Raw genomic sequence first — 17681 nt, 5'->3', positions numbered from 1 at the left:
GGCGAGCCCGCAGGACCTCACCGCTTGATTTCCCACTTCAAGGCTTCCGTGTTGCCCTTGGCGAACATCTTCGGCACATCGAACTTGCCGGTCTTAAGGTCATAGCGGCATCTCCAATCCGCCAGTCCCTTCACCGCGACGTTCTTCGGATGCTTGTCCATTTCGCCGGAAAGCGAGATCAGGAGATAGCGGTTGTTGGGCCAGTCGACGCCGAGCCAGCGATACGCATTTTCGGTGCCTTTCATCAGATTGGCCGAGATGTGGTAGTCGAGCTTCATCTTCCCAGTGTCGGGCCGGCTGTGGAAATAGGCCCAGGCGAGATCGCCGAGCGATTGCTTGGTCGCGCTCACGAAGGCGCCGTTCTCGAAATGATAGAGAAAGAGGTCCTGCTCGCCCGAGCCGGTCTTCTGCATCCGCACCAGCCATCGCGAGTCCGCCGTGAAACGGAAGCCGGCCGGATAGCCCTGCTCGGGCTTCAGCTCTCGCATCTCCCCGCCGCGTCGCGCCCAGACCTGCCACTTGACGGCGAAATCCTCGCCCTCCTTCATGTATTGCTCGAGCCTGATGGCGCCGTCGGGCGAGGTGAAGGCGAGATCGGCATCGTCGGACAGCGTGAAGCCGGGCGGCGGGCCGGAGCCGGCCAAAGCGGGTAAAGCGGCCAGCGTCAGCACCAGCGCCAGCCATGGGGCAGGACGGTAAAATACGGTCACGAGAGGTCCCCTGACGTCATGCTGCGTTATGGCCGCGATGTTGGACGCCAGCGCCATGGCGCCGGTTCACCCCGGGCGCTGTCTAATCCCATCGACAGTCTTGCTGCCGCAGCCAAATCGGCGCACCTTGCCGGCCTCGGCTGATTTGCCACCCAAGGTCCTTTTCAAATGATCACCGCATCCAAGGCCTTCATTGCCTTCTGTCTGCTCGCGCTGGTCGGCACCGCGCTGGTGATCGGCCCGACCGAGCTGCGCCGCCTGCTGCCTGATGGGACGAAGGTTACCGTCGCCGCCAAGCCGGAGGCCAAAGTCGAACCCAAGCTTGAAGCCAAGGTCCAGTCCAAACCTGAGTCCAAGCCAGAGCTGAAGCCGGAACCGCCGAAGCTCGCCGGCAGCGCGCCGCCTGCACCCGAGCCGAAGGCAGGCGCGCTGGCCGAGACCCAGAAGCAGGTGGCCGCGCTCGGCGATCTCGTACCGGTCAAGCCGCCGGCACCGGCTGCAGATACCGGCCCCCGTTTCGACGTCGCCCGCATCGACGATCACGGCGAGGCGGCGGTGATTGCCGGCCGCGCCACGCCGGGTGCGAGGGTCGAGCTGATGCGCGACGGCAAGCCGCTCGACAGCGTGGTCGCCGACGCCTCGGGCCAATTCGTGATGACCCCGCCGCAGCTGCCGGCCGGCTCGTATGACCTGACGCTCCGGGCCAGGGCGCCGGATGGCACGGTCACCGAATCCGGCCGGACCATGCCGGTCACCATCGCCGCGGCGGCGCCGTCGCCCGCGCGCACCCCACCGGTTGCGAAGCAGGAAACCAAGCCGGCCGAGAAGCCCGAGGACAAATCGGATGTCGTGGCCGCACTGCCGTCGGCCTCGCCGCGGCTGGCGTCGGTGCCTGAGAAGCAAGCGGCCCGGCCGATCGGCGCGCTGAAGCCCGGGCCAAAACCGAAGGCTTTCGCGAATGCGCCGGCGGCCACCGCGGTTGCATCGGCCTCGCCGGCGGATGCGCTCACCGCCGCGCCGGCCGAGGCTGGCGGCAGCCGGATCATCGCCCGCGGCGACAGCCTGTGGGCGCTCAGCCGGCTCGCTTATGGCGACGGCTCCCGTTACGGGGTGATCTTCAAAGCGAACCGCGACAAGATCCACAACCCGAACTTGATCTATCCCGGCCAGACCTTCGTGATGCCGCAAAAGGCGGAGTGACACGGCACGGCCGGCACGCGTTGCGACGCATTGTCCTGTGTCTCTCCGGAACCTTCGGTTCCCTCGCGCGTCATCGTGATGCGACGCATTGCGCACTTGGCGGGAGGGAGGGCCAAGACGTGACCAAGCCCGTCTGGAGGTCAGTGATCATGCCGGGACGCATGGGACTGGCGCTCGCCGGTGCGGCCCTGCTAATTGCGACAGTGCTGCTGCCGGGCAGGGCTGAGGCGCAATTCGGCTTGCGCGGCGGTCCGCTGGGGGTTGCGCGCTTCGCCGTCGGCCACGTGATCGGCCTGTCGCGCCTGCGCCATTCCCGCATGGCGGTCCGTAGTGGTCGCTACCGCTCCGCTGCGCTGAGATCACAGGATCCGCGCGGGGCCGACCGCGGCCAGCTGTCGAACCCTTACGTGCTGCGCGCGGCCCTCACGGCGCAAGCGGCGCTGGCAGGCTGGCAAGGCGGCCGCCGCCCGCAGGGCTGGTGGCGCCATCCCGACGGCAGCTACGGCTGGGTCGGCCCGGTGTTCTGGCCGTTCGCCCATGACGATCTCACCAATGCGATCGTCTTCGGCGACACCACCAGCCTCTCGCTCTACGGCTACGGCGACCTCTATGCCGCGCTCTTCACGCCCTATGCCGCCACCGAGCTTGCCGCCTATACCGTGCCGCCAGGCCGTCGCGCGCGTCGAATCCCGGCCGCAGAAACAATGTGCGAAGCCAGCGACACCGGCGGCCTGCCGGTCGAGCGCATCGCGAGCGCCGTTCAGCCGAACGAAGCTCAGCGCACTGCGCTTGACGAGCTCTCATCCGCCTGGCTTGCGGCGCGCGACACCATCCGCGCCGCCTGCCCGGCGGCGCAGGTCCCTGCAAATGCGGCGGAGCGCCTCGGCCTGATGCGCGAGCGTATCGAGGCCATGGTCAAGGCCATCGATACAATCGAAGCGCCGCTGTCGAAATTCGTCGGCCTGCTCAATGACGACCAGAAAGCCCGGCTCAACGCCCTTGCCAACGAGCGCCGCGCCGCGTTGGCGTCCTACCAGTCCAAAAACACCGACAAGAACGCGAGCAAGGACGCACAGGCGGCCAAAGCCTGCCAAGCGGACTATGATCCTCTGTCCGACGAAAACGCCCAGCGCCAATACGAGCAACTCGTTCAGCAGCAATGGCCCGCGGAGATCGCCGCCACGCTCCACCTCGACGAGGTCGCCCGCGCCCGCTTCGAGGTGCTGCAGGACACCGCGCTCCGCACCATGCAGACGCTCAGCGCCTGCCCGACCGAGCCCGCCGCAACCCCGCAGGCCCGCCTCGTCGCCGTGAAGGCGCGGCTGCAGACTATGCTGGAAGCAGTGAACGGCGTGGCCGACGCGCTCGACGATTTCCAGGCCGATCTGAGCGACGAGCAGAAGGCCGGGTTCGAGGCGATCGGGCCGAAGCGGGGGGTGTGATCACCCGCACGCCCAGTCGAACTTCATGTCCTTGAAATCCAGCTGCGCGTTGCCACCGCCGAAATTGTAGCCGCCGAAATATTCCTCGAACTCGATGTAGAACGGGCTCATCTCCGGCACGGCCTGGCAGGGCCGCATGGTGCCGCCGAGATGGTTGTGGGCGTGATCCTTGGCCCAGTCGTGCAGGCGGAAATTGTCGCGGCCCGGTCTGCCCTCGACATAATAATAGTAGGGCTGATAGCCGGTCGGCGGATTTTCGCGTGCGTACTCGTCCTGCGGGCCCTTGCCTGCATTGGGATCATCAGCGCGCGGCGACAGCGCGATCGCGCGCGTCTCGCTGAGATCGGCGCGCGGCGGGGCAGCAAACATCTTCTTCGCGTAAGCCGGCGCGGCCTCGAAGAAGGCGCTGGCGCCGCCGACGTCGAGCCAGCGCGGCCGCTCCACCGTCGCCAGCGCCAGCGGCGCCGGCGGTGTCGCGAACGCGCCGTCATACTCGGCTTGCGTCAGCAGCAGCGCGGCATAGGCGTAGTCGAGAATGTCGGTCATGCGCGACAGGCGCGGATGCGATGGCCGCGCCAGCACCGCCTCGCGGACTTCAGGATCGTCCGGCGCGCCGCCGTCATTGTGATCGGGCGCCGTGGCGAAGAACGACACCGCGACGATGTCGTCGCCGTGCACACGGTAATCCTCCGGCAACAACAGCGTGAAGCCGTGTATCAAGGGATAGCCGGTGACGGGATCGAGCGGCCATTGCTCGGATGCAATGCCCGGCGGCAGCCCAAAGACCCAGCCCTGATCGCGCGCGCGGTCGACCGGCCGGTCCAGCATCTGCAAATCATAGGCACGCGAAGGCAGGGGAAATGCCACGGGTCGTCTCCCAGAAAGTCCGCCTCGCCGTTGAGGCGAGGGTTGGTCGCGGGGAGGAGGGACCTGGTTCGTGAGAGGCGTCTGGGATGCTGCCAATCTGGTGTTTTGCCCGACGGGTGAGATCGCGTGGGCACGCGCGGGCCTGCCGTAAGTCATTGATTCTCCAGCCCCCGCCTACTGTGCATGGGGTTGTTTTCGCGCTTTTTTGTTTGGCTACCCCCGCCGCCGCACCACTGCCGCATCCACCACGTTCTCCACCTCCTCGCGCCAGCTCAGGATCTCCATCGCCAGCACGGGGTGATTGAAGCCCTTGAGCTGGAGGTCGTCGAGCGCGCGGGCTTCGACCCAGGGCTCGACCATGCCGTAGACGCGGCGGCTGACCACGATCTGGTTGGGCTTGGCCTCGCTGCAGAGGCGCGAGGCGAGGTTGGTGACGCTGCCGATCGCGGCATATTCCAGCCGCTGTTCGAAGCCGACCTGGCCGAGCGTGGCATAGCCGAGCGCGACGCCGATGCCGAATCCCAGGCTATGCCCGCGGTTGCGCCAGCGCTCGGTCAAGGGACCGATGGTGTCGCGCATCTCCACCGCCATCTTCACCGCGCGCTTGGTGTGGTCCTCGAACTGGATCGGCGCGTTGAACAGGATCATCACGCCGTCGCCGGCATACTTGTCGAGCGTGCCCTCGTACTTGAAGATCAGCTGGCCGAGTGCCGCGTGGTATTCGCGCAGCACGTTCATCGCCTCTTCCGGCTCGGTCGCTTCCGTGAACGCGGTGAAGCCGCGCAGGTCGCAGAACACGACCGTGACCTCGCGGCGCTGGCTGGTGAGCAAACCTTCCGGGCTGTCGGAGGAGGCGATCAGCTGCGCCACCTGGGGCGCCAGGAAACGCTCGAGCTTGCGGATGCGCTCGATCTCGCCGAGCTGGGTCCTGACGCGCTCCTCCAGCGACTTGTTCCAGTCCTTGAGCTGCTCGGTCTGCTCGCGGAGCTTGTCGGCCTGGGCGCGCACGATCGTGTTCGCCGCCTCCAGCGCGTGGCTCTTGTGGTCGACCTCGCTGAACAGTTGCGCATTGCGCATCGCCAGCACGGCCTGGTTGGCGAAGGTGCGCATCAGGCCGATGATGCTGGGCGCGAACGCGCCGGCGGCGCGGCGCAGCACCACGAGCGAGCCCAGCGTGCCCTGCTGGTCGATCAGCGGCACCACCAGCACCGAGTTGAAGCCGGCCGCGCGCGCGACCTCGCGCAGCGGCTGCTCGGCGGCATCGCCGAGCTCGGCCAGTGCGATCGGCTCGCCGCTGCCCGCAGCATCGCTCAGGATGTTGCCGCCTTGCGCGATGGTGACATGCGCGCCCTCGGCGGATTTGTCGATGCCGTTGGCCTCGACCAGGTTGAAGCAGCGCGCCTCGGCGTCGAAGCCGTAGATCAGCACCGCGTCGGCACGGGTGATCTCGATCGCGCGGGCCGCAATCGTCGCAAGCACCGCGTTGAGATCGAGCGAGGAGGCCACCGCGCGGCCGACCTCCTCCAGCACCTTGAGCTCGTGGATCGATTGCGCGAGATCGCGGGTGCGCTCCTCGACCTTGCTCTCCAGGTTCGAATAGGTCTCCTGGATCTGGTCGGCCATGCGGTTGAACTGCCCGGCGAGGTCTTCCAGCTCGTCGGAGGTGTGCACGTCGATGCGGTGGCTGAAATCGCCCTCGCCGAGCCTGTAGGCGCCGTCGCGCAGCGCCGTGATCGGGATGATCATGCGGCGGGCGAGCAGCGTGCCGGCGAGGATCGCGACCATCAGGCCCATGCCGATCAGAAGCGCGATGCGCACCAGCTGGTCGCGGATCGGCATCAGGGCCTGCGTGGTTGGCTGCTCGAACAGCACGCTCCAGCCGAGCTTCGGCACGATGCTCGCGGCGCTCATCACCGCATGGCCGTTGAAGTCGGTGCCCGACGTGTCGGCTTCGTGGCCGGGCGCGATCGCGGCCGCCACCTGCGGCAGCTTGGAGAGATCCTTGCCGATCTCGGGCCCTTTCGATGACGTCGCCAGCACCCGGCCGCGCGGATCGACGACATAGGCAAAGGCGGCCTTGCCGACCTGGGCGTCGGACAGGAAGTCGGAGAGGAAGCTGAGATCGATCTCGGCCACGGTGACGCCGGCATTGAAGCCGGAATGCGCCACTGAGATCGACATTACTGGCGTCCGGTCGGCGAACCAAGCCGGCGCGTAGGTGACGCCGCGGGCGACAGCGTCGGTGAAGCGCATGTCGCGGGAGAGGTCGGCATTGCCGCCGGTCGTGGTCGATTGCCTGGAGACGCGCAGCACCTCGCGGCCGTCGCCGTTGAGCTGGAACAGCTGGTTGACGACCGAGACCTGGTGCAGCAGCGAAGCGTAGTCGGCGCGGCGCTTCTCCAGCGTATCCTGGCTCGCCCGCGTCACCCAGCTGATCTGGCGGTCGAGCTCGGAAATCGCCTGCTCGATGCGCCGGGCGGCTGCTTGCGCCTTGTCCTCCAGGCCGTCGGTCAGCTGCGTCCGTGTTGCGCGGTAGGAGATCCAGGTCTCCATCGCCCCGTTGACGGCGAGGACGAACACGACGAGGCCGACGAGGGAGACGACGTATTTGGCGAACAGGCCCTCGCGCAGAGATCGTGTCTTGTCGTTCGCTCCTGCCATCCCGATCCTCTCGCGCGGCCACTGACGCTGCGCGCTATGGGCCGGACAGGCCCTTCCAAGCCGTTCTACCACAATTTGGACCGAAGGGCCGTCATGCAGCCGGCGGACCGGCCGGTGTGGTTACCCCAGTGGTCTCCTAGGCGGGTTGGACCGGCAGCGATTGTCGCAGCCGGATCGGTTCGATGGAGGGAGCTTATCGATTGAAGAGCTGCCGCAGCACGTCGTTCATTGGCTGACTGTCCTGCTGCGCGACCGGCGGGTCCTCCCGGGCGGGAGCCGCAGGGGAGGCCTGCGGCACCGGCGTGGACGGCGTTGCCGGCAGGCTGCGGCTGCGGCTAGTGCCAGCGCCGCTCCCCGCGCCGCTGGAGAGACCCTGCTGGATCAGATTGCCGATCGCCTCCCCGAGCGGGCCCCCGAGCAGATTGTTCTGCCCCGGTTGCTGGCCTTGCGGATTGGCAGTGCCGGGCGCATTGCCGCCGCCCGGCGCGGCGGTGCCACCAAGACCGAGGCTGCCCAGGATGTTGCCGAGCCCGGCGCCGTCGGGGCCGAACAAGCCCTTGCCCATCTCGCGCAGCTTGGCATAGGCGGCGTCCGGATTGTCCAGCATGCCGGCCATGTCGGGATAGATCCGCGGCTGCGACCAGGAGCCCTGGATCATCACGGGAATGCCGAAGCCGACCGGCTCGGAAGTGCGGCCCTGGCCTTCGGTCGTCATCACGAGCTTGGGCTCGACGCGAAAGCCCATCATCTTGGTGTCGAGCGCGATGGTGCCGGCGCCGCTGACGCGCACCAGCGGCCCGATCAGGTTGAGATCGGTCGTCACCGCCTGACCCTTGTCGATGCGGAAGGAGGCCGAGAGCTGCGATAGATCCGTGCTCTGCTCCTGGCTCGGGTCCTGGCTGCTTTGCCAGCCGGAGAGCGTGCTCGTCGTCAGCGAGCGGATCATCTGCGCGATATTGACGCCGCGGATGGCGCCATCCTGGAAATTGACGAAGGCCGTGCCCTGCATGTTCGCCATCAGCGCGCGCTGGCTGTTGCCGGCGCTGCGCAAGGCTAGCTTGGCCTGCAGCTTGCCGTCGATGCGGTCGAACTCGGCAAGGGTCTGGAGCAGCGGCAGCGCGCGCACGCCGACGAGGTCGGAATGCATGGCAAAGTTCGGCGCACCGGTGGTCGCGTCCAGGATCACCTCGCCCGAGACCTGGCCGCCATAGGCGCCCAGATTGGCCGTGCCGGCCTTCAGCACGCCGCCGGCGAGCTTGGCGTCGAGCGCCAGCGGCGCGACGCGCGCATCGCCGATCACGACCTCGTTCGCGGAGATCCGCACCTGCGCATCGACGTAATTGAGCCCGGAGACGTCGATCGGCGCATTGCTCCAGGGCTGCCCGGACACGCCATCCGGCGATTTCGCCAGCGGCATAGATAGCCGCTGGAAGTCGAGATCGACCTTGACCAGCGGCTTGCTCGCGATGTCGACCGAAGCCCAGCCGTTGAAGGCGCCGTCGCCGAGCCTGCCGTTCACGCCGTTGATCATCACGACGTTGCCGCTCAGCCGCATCTCGGCGTGACCGGTGAGCTGGGATTTCAGCAGGCTGGGCATGTCGACGGCGAAATCCACCTGAAACGTCGGCCGTTCGGCCGGCGAGGCCGCCTTGATGTCGAACTTGGTTGGGTGATCGCCGACGCGCGCGGTGCCGGTGATATTCACCTTGCGGTCGCGGTCCAGGGTCGCGTCGGCGTTGATGGCGCTGATGCGGCCCTCGACACGGTCGCGGAGGCGCGAGAATGCCACTTCGCCGTCGGTGATCTTGATGCGGTCGATGGTGGCGCCCTTGGTGTCGAGCGCGAGCGGCTTCGAAGGCGCGGCTGCATTCGGCAGGCGTTCGCGCAGCAGCGGCTGGTAGAGCACGGGATGGGTGACGACGAGCTCGCTGATCTCGGGCGTGCCCGACCACACGCTGGCGAGCGACATGTCGACCTGCACGCGGTCGATCGTCAGGCGCGTGATGCCGCTGCGGTCCTTGGGGTCGGCGAGCGTGAGGTCGTTCAGCGTGACGTTCAGCGTCGGCCACAGGCTGATCTTGGTGGTGCCGTCGATCGACAGCCGATAGCCGGTCGCGCTCTCGAGGCGGGAGGCGATCGTCGAGGTCAGGAAGCCCGAGGGGATCCCGACGACGAGCAGAAGTGCGATGACGACGATGACGGCGGCCAAAGCCCCGCCGGCGAATTTCAATGCTTTCATGTCGACTTTCCGGCGACGGAGAATCCGCGCCGAATCCGGCCGATCACCCGTCCATTGCGCCCGGAGTTTATCCCCGGACGGGAAGCGGCTCCAAGCGCGTAAAAATAGTCAGGGGGTGCTGCAAAGTTATGTGACTTATGACACACTTCTCCGGCGCGGTTTTACGCGATCTTTGAAGTTGATGGTTTCGAGCGATTTGCCAAGACGATTTACCAAGGCGATGACCAGGACGTTCACAAGGACATTGACATGAGCAAGCAGGCCGAATTTGCGGTCATCCTGAAGATGAACCCGATGTTCGCCGATCTCGGCGCAGACGAGCTCCAGCGGCTGTCCAATCTCTGCCACACCCAGCACCTGGCCAGCGGCGAGGTGCTGTTCCAGAAGGGCGATCCCGGCAATGCGCTGTTCGGCGTGCGCCGCGGCCAGGTCCGCATCGAGACCGGCGCCGCCGACGGCAGCCGGCTGACGCTGAACTTCATGGGGCCGGGCGACCTGTTCGGCGAGGTCGCGGTGTTGGACGGCCAGAATCGCACGGCGGACGCCACCGCAGGCGAGGCCAGCGAATTGTTCGTGCTGCGGCGCGAAGACTTCCTCGGCTTCCTCGAGCGCGAGCCCAAGGTCGCGATCAAGATCATTGCGCTATTGTGCCAGCGCATCCGCTGGCAGAGCGAGCGTATGGAAGAATCCATGCTGCAGCCGCTGCCGGTGCGTCTGGCGCGGCGGCTCTGCGCGCTCGCCGCCGATTTCGGCTCCGAGGTCCACATCTCGCAGGAGCAGCTCGGCGTCTTCGTCGGCGCCGCCCGCGAAAGCGTCAACCGCCAGCTCCAGGCCTGGCGCAAGGAAGCGATCCTCGATCTCCAGCGCGGCCGGATCCTGCTGCGGAACATGACCAAGCTGACCGCGATCGCGCGGAATGAGTAGGTCAGACGATCGGGAGCCTGCGTCGGCGGACACGATCACGGTCGATGGTGATGATGCTGCCTTGAATCTCGTTCTCGGGGAGAGCGGATAGGACTTCTGCCAGCCGGTTCCGGACGCTCGTCTCGGTCCAGTCGCCGCCTCGGAAGAGAACGAGGCTTGGGCTGTCGCCGCCTGCTGTTGCAATCAGACGAGGATAGTCGAGATCTGCCGTAACGATTGTGCGCGCCTCTTGCCTGGCCCGATCGATGATTTCAACATCGCTCGCAGCATGAAGTCCTATCGCGGAGGCGTGGACGGCGTCATGTCCCATCTCTGTCAACCAGCGCGACAGCACTGGTGAGAGGGGCATGTCGACGAGGAATTTCACTTGGCTGAAACGGTCGGGCGAAGCTCGACGGCCTCGTCTTCTGCGAGGAAGGCCGCGTAGCGCAATGCTTCGTCAATGTCTTCGCGCTCAAGATAGGGGTAGTCGTTCAAAACGGACTCACGCGTCTCGCCGGCGGCAAGCAGGCCGAGCAGCCTTGCGACCGGAAACCGCAGCCCGCGGATACAGGGCTTCCCGGTGCAGACGGCAGGATCGATCGTGATGCGTGTAAACGTCATAGGCGCAACATAGCGTCAGCGCTCGCCTTTCGCCAGTGCACGACGCAGCCTTTCGAACCCTATTCCGCCGCAGGGTGCACGAGGCTCTTCGGCGCTGGCCCCGCTTGCGTGGGCGGCGCTTCGTGATGACCGCTCGTCTCCGCATCCTCGCTGTGCACGATCAGCCGCTTGGCGAAGCGCCAGATCAGGGCGCCGAAATCGTCCATCACCATGAACATCGCGGGCACGAACACCAGTGACAGGATGGTCGAGAAGATCAGGCCGCCGATCACCGCGAGCGCCATCGGCGAGCGGAACTCGCCGCCGGCGCCGACGGCGAGCGCGCTCGGCATCATGCCCGCGGCCATCGCGATCGTGGTCATCACGATCGGGCGGGCGCGCTTCATGCCGGCATCGATCATGGCCTCCTCGCGCGGCTTGCCGGCGTGAATGGCTTCGATGGCGAACTCCACCAGCATGATCGCGTTCTTGGTGACGATGCCCATCAGCATCAGGATGCCGATCCACACCGGCGTGGTGAGCTGCTTGCCGGTGACGAGCAAGGCCGCGATCGCGCCGCCGATCGAGAGCGGCAGCGAGAACAGGATGGTGATCGGCTGCAGGAAGGTGCCGAACAGCAGCACTAGCACCGCATACACCATCATCAGCCCCGCCGTGATGGCGGTCGCGAAGCCCTCGGACAATTCGTTCAGGCTTTCGGCATCGCCCGAGGGCGAGACCTTCACGCCCTTCGGCAGGGTCTTCATGACAGGCAGGTCGTAGATCTTCTTGGTGGCATCGCCGAGCGCGGCGGAGCCGACGAGGTCGGCGGCAACGGTCGCCTGCCGTTCACGATCGTAGCGGCCGATGCTGGTCGGGCCCTGGTCGAGCTTGACGTCGGCGATGACCGAAAGCGGCACGCCGCCCTTCTCGCCGCGCTCGCCGAGCGGCACGCGGAGCTGCTCCAGCGTCTTCAGATTGCCGCGGGCGGCGTCCTCAAGTTGCACGCGGATCGGCACCAGGCGGTCGCCGACGTCGAACTTGGCGAGCGCCGGTCCGACGTCGCCGATGGTGGCGACACGGATGGTCTGCGACAGGCTTTCGGTGGAGACGCCGAGCCGTGCGGCGAGATCGGCACGCGGCTCGATGCGCAGTTCGGGGCGCTCCAGGGCAGTTTCGGAGATGACGTTGGCGATGGTGGGAATGCGCTTCATCTGCGTCGCAAGCTCGCTCGCGACGTTGTTGACGATGTTGGGATCGACGCCGGTCACCACCAGCGAGATCGCGCGCAGGCCGTTCTCATCCAGGAACCAGAAGCGGATATCGGGAACGTTCTCCAGCTCCTGGCTGATGGAGAATTCGAGCTCGCGCTGGGTGATGTCGCGGCTGTCCTTGGGCGTGTAATTGATGATCAGGGCGGCGCGCCGCACCTCCTGAGTGCCCGGCGGGACGCGGCCGCCGTCAACGAAGATGCTCTTGACCTCGGGCCGCTTGCGCAGGCGCGCGACGATGTCCTCGGTGACCTTTTCGGTGTAGGCGAGCTGGGTGCCCGGCGGCAGCTCGAGCGCAAGTAGCGAGCGCGCGCTGTCCTGGGCCGGCAGGAAGCCCTGCGGCAGCAGCGTGATGCTCCAGATCGAGGCGGCGAAGATGCCGAGGCCGATCAGCACCGTGATGAAATAGTGCCTCACCGACCAGGCCACGATGCGATGATAGGACCGCAGGATGCGGCCGGGCGGCGGCTCCTCGTGCGTACTGTGCTTGAGGAAATAGGCGGCCAGCACCGGCGTGACGAAGCGCGCGGCGAGCAGCGAGAAGAACACCTGCACCGAGACGGTGATGCCGAACTGCTTGAAGAATTGTCCGGCGATGCCCGACATGAAGCTCGCGGGCGCGAAGATGGCGATGATGGTCAGCGAGATCGCGATGACGGCGAGGCCGATCTCGTCGGCGGCTTCGAGCGCGGCCCGGTAGGGCGACTTGCCCATATTCATGTGCCGGACGATGTTCTCGATCTCGACGATGGCGTCGTCGACGAGAATGCCCGTCGAGAGCGTGATGGCGAGGAAGCTGACGAGGTTCAGCGAGAAGCCGAGCAGGTCCATCGCCCAGAATGCTGGGAAGATCGACAGCGGTAGCGAGATCGCGGCGATGATGGTGGCGCGCAGGTCGCGCAGGAACAAGAGCACGATGACGACGGCGAGGATCGCGCCTTCGAACAGGGTGGAGATCGCCGCGTGGTAATTGCCCTTGGTGTATTCCACCGAGGTGTCGATCAGCTTCAGGTCGACGTCGGGATAGGCGGCTTTCAGCGCATCGATGCGCTTCTGCACGGCCTCGGCCACCTTCACGTCGCTGGCTCCCTTGGAGCGCTTGATGCCGAGCGCGACCACCGGCTCGCCGTTGAAGCGGGCGAAGGTGCGGCGGTCGGCGATGGTGTCGGTGACGGTGCCGAGATCGTCGAGCCGGACCTCGCCGCCGCCGAACAGCGGGATCATCGTGCCAGCGAGATCGCCAAGCGTCTTGGCGCCAGCGAGCGTGCGGATCGCCTGGTCGTTCTTGCCAATCTCGGCGCGGCCGCCGGCGACGTCGACATTGGTGCCGCGCAGGCTCTGGCTGACATTGACGGCGGTCAGGCCCATCGCCTGCAGGCGATCGGGATCCAGCGAGACCAGGATTTCGCGCTCGACGCCGCCGATGCGCTCGACCTGGGCGACGCCGCGCACGCCCTGCAGCGCGCGCTTGACCACGTCGTCCACGAAATAGGAGAGCTGCTCCGGCGTCTTGCCGGGCGAGATCGCAGCATAGGTCACGATCGGCAGGCCGATAACGTCGACGCGTTGGATCAGCGGCTCGGTGACGTTCTGCGGCAGGTTGGAGCGCACGCGCGTCACCGCGTCCTTGACGTCGTTGAGCGCGCGATCGGTGTTGGTCTCGAGCGCGAACTGGATCGTGGTGACCGACAGGCCGTCGGTGATCGACGAGGTGATGTGGCGCACGCCCTCGACACCGGAGACCGCGTCTTCAACCGTCTTGGTGACCTGGGATTCGAGCTCGGCCGGCGCTGCGCCGAACTGCGACACCGCCACCGAGATCACGGGGATGTCGGCCGAGGGCAGCCGTGTGATCGCGAGCTTGGTGAAGGACACCCAGCCCAGCACCAGCAGGATGATCGAGAAGACGACCGACGGCAGCGGATGACGGATCGACCATGCCGAGATATTGAGAGCCATCAGCGTACCCGCGTGCGATCGAGTTCATCGGCGAACATGGTCTTGATCTGGTCGCCGTCATGGAGCGAAGAGCCGGCGTCGGCGACGACGATCTCGCCGACCTCGAGCCCTTCCAGGATTTCCGTCGCGCTGTCGGACGACAATCCGACCCGCACCTTGCGTGTCTCGACCACATTGCCTTTGACGACCTGCACCATGAGGTGATCGATCGCGGTCTTCGGGATCGAGACGCCGCAGCTTCGCTTGGCGTCGATCGAGGCGCGAGCGAACACGCCGACCTTGAGCGAGGGATTGTTGGCGACGCTGATGCGGACGCGGCCGAGCTGCGTGGCACGGTCGATCTCGGGCGCAACCAGCCGGACCCGCCCGATCAGATCGGGTGCGTCGTCGCGACTGATCCGCACGGTCGCCCCGGAGGTGAGCTTGGACATGTGCACCGCCGGGACCTGGGCGTCGAGCTCGATCTCGTTGTTGACGGCGATGCGGAACATCGGACCGGCCTGCGGCGAGGCCGGCGCGCCGACGATGGTGCGGACTTCGGTGACGAGGCCCGGCGCGGGGGCCTTCAGCGAGATCGGGCCTTGCGGGCCGGGCCGCTGCGGCTGGCCCGGAATCTGCGGCGGCGCAGTGAGGCGCGCCAGTTCCTGATTGTCGGCGACGATTGTGCCCTCGGTGACCAGGAGGTCGGTGACCCTGGAGCCTTCCTGGTCGGCAACCACCACCGCCTCGCGGCGCGGCACGAAGAACCCGGTCACCCGCACCAGATCGGAGAAGCAGGCATTGGTCGACTTCGTCACGATGACGAGCGCCTCGCTTTGCGTCTCCTTCGGCTCGGGACGCTTGCGATGCTCGAACAGATAATAGCCGACGCCGAGCGCGACGACGAACACCACGGTTCCGGCCGGTTTGAGATAGTCAGTCAAATTCATCGCCGGATCATCCTGACCTGGCTCACGGCCATCCGCGCGAGGCCCAAACGGAGCGTTGTTCTGAAATGAAGCGGCGTCCCGCAAGGCTGCGGGACGCGCTTTGGAAACGAGACCTTACACGACATCACGACTTGTCACTGGCAAAGGATACGTCGTGCTCACTTCGATGCGGTGGTCTTGTTTTCCATGTTGACGACCTGCACGCGGCGGTTGACCTCCGCCAGCGGCTGGCTCGGGTCCTTAAGCTTGCTCTTGCCGTAGCCGACGGTGACGAGATCGGTCGCGGAGATGCTGTACTTCTCGACCAGGTAGCGCTTGATCGAATCCGCGCGACGCTCCGAGAGGTCCTGATTGTAGGCTTCGCCGCCGGCGGCGTCGGTGTGGCCGGCGACCACGAAGGTCGAGCCCTTCAGATCCGGGCTGGTCAAGGCGCGGCCGAGCGCCTGCACCGAGGGCAGCGACTTGGCGCTGATATTGGCGGAGTTGTAGTCGAACGTGATCTCGAGATCGATGTTCGGCTTGTCCTTGGCGGCGGAGGCGATTTCCTCGCGCTCGGTGGATGACAGCGACCGCGTCGAGCGGCCGCGCACGGATTGCAGCAGCTTGGTCTCCGCGGCGTTCGGTGCGGATTCGGTCTGCGGACCGATCGAGAGGCCGCGGGTCAGGGGCTTCTTCGGCGCCGGCGCCAGCGCGCGGACGATCTCGTCCTCGGTGACGTTCTTGCTGTTGCCGTCATCGCCCGCATAGGCGGCTGAGGTCGGCAGCGACAGCGCGGCGCCGACGGTGATGATGGACAGAAACGCGGTAAGCCAATTTGCAGCCGATCTCATAGCCAGTCCCTCCTGCGCAGCCAGCTCGCGTGCTCATAAAATTCAAGCAACACGCCCCCGAAAAGGCCTGTTGCGGCATCCGCCCATTGGTCTTCCCAGGGCTGTTCAAGGTTCGAGCCTTGGACCGGCTCAACTCAAAAAAATACTAGCGTACTCCGTAGCTTGCGAATTCCTGAACGATGTTCGGATCCATCGCCTTGGCATTGGCGATGTCCAGCGCCCCCTCCTGGGCCGAGCCGTTGCGTTGCTTGGCAAGGCCCCGTCCGTAAAGCGAGGAGGTGAGGCGCGGGTTGATCTTCAGGGCCGCGTCGAAATCGGCGATCGCATTCTTCACCGCACCCGACTTGAGATTGACGAGCCCGCGGCTGTCCAGTGCATCGACGAAGTTCGGCCGCAGCCGCAGCGCCTCGTTGCAATCCTTCAACGCGCCCTGGAGGTCGCCGACCACGGTGCGGGTCCAGCAGCGGTTGTTGAGGGCCTCGACATCCTTCGCATTGATCCGGAGGGTGTCGTCGAAATCCTTGATGGCGAGGGTGTAGGCGCCCTTGCTGGCATAGACCTGGCCGCGGCGGTACAGCGCGTTCACGTCGTCAGGATTGGCGGCGATCTTGGCGGTCAGGCTCTTGATGGTGGGATCGTCGGCCAGGACGGCAGCGCTCGGCCCGCCTTCCGTGCTCGGCGCGGGGGCGAGATCAACCGGCTTCACAGGCGGTGCCGGCGGTGGCGGCGGGGGCAGGGCGGCCTCGATCTGCGGCCGCGGCGTGGGAGCAGGCGCGGGTGCCGGTGCCGGCACCGCAACTGGCGCCGCAGGTGCCGGAGGCGCAGGAGCGGGAGCCGCAGCCACGCTGTCGGCCGGCTTCGGCGGCGGCGGTGGTGTCGGCGGCGCGGGAGGGGCGGGCGGCGGGTTGTTGGCGACGACGGCGGGAGGCGCGGGCGGCGTTGCCGGACGCGATCCGCCGGCGCCAGGAATGAACGAGAAATCTTCGGCCAATGACGAGGAGATCCACGGCACCTGCTCGCCGCGCGAGGCGCGGGTGACGCCCATCTTGGTGCGGTTCAGCGTCTCCTCGGCCATCAGGTCGGGGACGCGGATTTCCTTCAGCAGCTCCTGGACGAACAGGCTGCGGTCGCCGCCGGCGTCCGAGACCACCGAGGCCAGCGCCGCCGAGTACATCACCAGCGTGCCGTTCGGTGCGATCACCGGGGTCAGGCCCGCCGAGAAGCTGCGGAACCGGCGCTCGAACGGGTTGCGCCTGGATGCGTCGATCAGCGCGATCTTGACGCCGGCGCCGCGGGTGTTGAGCTCGCCGAGGACCGTCTCGAGGCTGAAGCCATCGCGGCGCACGTCGGACTCGGTCCAGATCTGCGCATCCACCGGCAGCAGGTAACTCTGGCGCGCAGACTGGATGCCGAAACCGGAGAAGAACACCAGCGCGACCGAGCCCGGCTTGATCTTGCCGTAAAGCTTGTCGAAGGCCCGGCGCATGGCGTCGCCGGTCAGGTTCTCGCCGAGTTCGACCGAAAAGCCGTCGCGCTTGAGCTCGTCGGCGACGGCGCGGGCATCGTTGATCGGTTCCTTCAGCGGGGCATCCGCATCCGGATATTTGGCGTTGCCGATGACCAGCGCAAAACGGTCGCCAGCCGCAAGCGAGGGGGCAGTCGGTACGAGCGAGATCAGCAAGGGCAGAAGAAAAAAGAAGCGAATTCTCATAATCAGCGCGGTCCAGCCAAAAAGGCGCCGTTCCAGCTTGCGCCGCGGCGACCTTAACTTACGCTTACCTCATTATCAAACCGGGGACGGAGGGCGTCAACCGCTTGGAGATTCGACCTTATCCCGATGATGGACCGCAGCGGATGGGCATGCCGCGAGAGGAATGGATGGGGTTGTCATGACGGTCCTCGGTACCTCGATGCTATCGGCGGACCTTAGCGCAGCCATGGCGATGAAGACGTGATCGATCTCACATTGCCGCCCGCCTCCGCCGCAATGCCCCGCGTTTGACCTTTCCTGCCGGTGGTGGCTTGGTGTGCGCGATCGTCCGGCAAGATCCAACTCGAAAAAAAAGC

13 protein-coding genes are annotated in these 17681 nt (G+C 66.4%); 3 read left to right on the top strand and 10 right to left on the bottom strand.

Annotated features, from left to right (window positions below; translation table 11 throughout):
- Positions 1 to 17 precede the first annotated feature (17 nt).
- On the bottom strand, positions 18 to 710 hold the full coding sequence (locus HZZ16_RS32355; RefSeq protein ID WP_197954261.1) for a TolB-like translocation protein: 693 nt from the start codon (positions 708 to 710) through the stop codon (positions 18 to 20).
- A gap of 168 nt (positions 711 to 878) precedes the next feature.
- Between HZZ16_RS32355 and HZZ16_RS32350 the strand changes: the two genes are divergently transcribed.
- The gene (locus HZZ16_RS32350) at positions 879 to 1910 is read left to right on the top strand and encodes a LysM peptidoglycan-binding domain-containing protein (protein WP_197954260.1); all 1032 of its coding nucleotides are present in this window, start codon (positions 879 to 881) and stop codon (positions 1908 to 1910) included.
- 149 nt (positions 1911 to 2059) lie between these two features.
- Positions 2060 to 3352: a Spy/CpxP family protein refolding chaperone gene (locus tag HZZ16_RS32345; RefSeq protein ID WP_197954306.1), complete on the top strand. Its 1293-nt coding sequence runs from the start codon at positions 2060 to 2062 to the stop codon at positions 3350 to 3352.
- Here HZZ16_RS32345 and HZZ16_RS32340 read toward each other — a convergent pair whose 3' ends face one another.
- The 3 genes from HZZ16_RS32340 to HZZ16_RS32330 form a co-directional block, all read right to left on the bottom strand.
- The gene (locus tag HZZ16_RS32340; protein ID WP_197954259.1) at positions 3353 to 4219 is read right to left on the bottom strand and encodes a hypothetical protein; all 867 of its coding nucleotides are present in this window, start codon (positions 4217 to 4219) and stop codon (positions 3353 to 3355) included.
- Positions 4220 to 4432: 213 nt separating this feature from the next.
- Positions 4433 to 6880 carry an adenylate/guanylate cyclase domain-containing protein gene (locus tag HZZ16_RS32335; RefSeq protein WP_197954257.1) on the bottom strand — a complete coding sequence of 816 codons (2448 nt, stop codon included), beginning with the start codon at positions 6878 to 6880 and terminating at the stop codon, positions 4433 to 4435.
- Between the two features lie 193 nt (positions 6881 to 7073).
- Positions 7074 to 9119, bottom strand: coding sequence for an AsmA family protein (locus HZZ16_RS32330; protein WP_197954255.1), 2046 nt, complete (start codon positions 9117 to 9119; stop codon positions 7074 to 7076).
- 249 nt (positions 9120 to 9368) lie between these two features.
- Here HZZ16_RS32330 and HZZ16_RS32325 point away from each other — a divergent pair, with 249 nt between their 5' ends.
- Positions 9369 to 10043: a Crp/Fnr family transcriptional regulator gene (locus tag HZZ16_RS32325; RefSeq protein WP_036044931.1), complete on the top strand. Its 675-nt coding sequence runs from the start codon at positions 9369 to 9371 to the stop codon at positions 10041 to 10043.
- A gap of 1 nt (position 10044) precedes the next feature.
- Here the strand turns inward: HZZ16_RS32325 and HZZ16_RS32320 are convergent, their stop codons facing one another.
- From HZZ16_RS32320 to HZZ16_RS32295, 6 genes are all read right to left on the bottom strand, one after another.
- The gene (locus HZZ16_RS32320; RefSeq protein WP_197954253.1) at positions 10045 to 10410 is read right to left on the bottom strand and encodes a DUF5615 family PIN-like protein; all 366 of its coding nucleotides are present in this window, start codon (positions 10408 to 10410) and stop codon (positions 10045 to 10047) included.
- Positions 10407 to 10646 carry a DUF433 domain-containing protein gene (locus tag HZZ16_RS32315; RefSeq protein ID WP_197954251.1) on the bottom strand — a complete coding sequence of 80 codons (240 nt, stop codon included), beginning with the start codon at positions 10644 to 10646 and terminating at the stop codon, positions 10407 to 10409. Before HZZ16_RS32315 ends, HZZ16_RS32320 begins: the two co-directional genes overlap by 4 nt.
- Positions 10647 to 10705: 59 nt before the next feature.
- Complete coding sequence (locus tag HZZ16_RS32310; protein WP_197954249.1) at positions 10706 to 13855, bottom strand: efflux RND transporter permease subunit; 3150 nt, start codon at positions 13853 to 13855, stop codon at positions 10706 to 10708.
- Positions 13855 to 14784 (bottom strand): RND family efflux transporter, encoded by a 930-nt coding sequence (locus HZZ16_RS32305; protein ID WP_197954248.1) that lies wholly within the window; start codon positions 14782 to 14784, stop codon positions 13855 to 13857. The genes HZZ16_RS32310 and HZZ16_RS32305 overlap by 1 nt, the downstream gene beginning before the upstream one ends.
- A 158-nt stretch (positions 14785 to 14942) precedes the next feature.
- The gene (locus HZZ16_RS32300; RefSeq protein WP_197954247.1) at positions 14943 to 15614 is read right to left on the bottom strand and encodes an OmpA family protein; all 672 of its coding nucleotides are present in this window, start codon (positions 15612 to 15614) and stop codon (positions 14943 to 14945) included.
- 145 nt (positions 15615 to 15759) lie between these two features.
- A complete protein-coding gene (locus HZZ16_RS32295; protein WP_197954246.1) occupies positions 15760 to 17325 on the bottom strand; it encodes a caspase family protein in 1566 nt (521 codons plus the stop codon).
- Positions 17326 to 17681 lie beyond the last annotated feature (356 nt).

This window comes from Bradyrhizobium glycinis (assembly GCF_016031655.1).
GTDB lineage: Bacteria > Pseudomonadota > Alphaproteobacteria > Rhizobiales > Xanthobacteraceae > Bradyrhizobium > Bradyrhizobium glycinis.
This window is presented reverse-complemented; position numbering and strand designations above follow the sequence as displayed.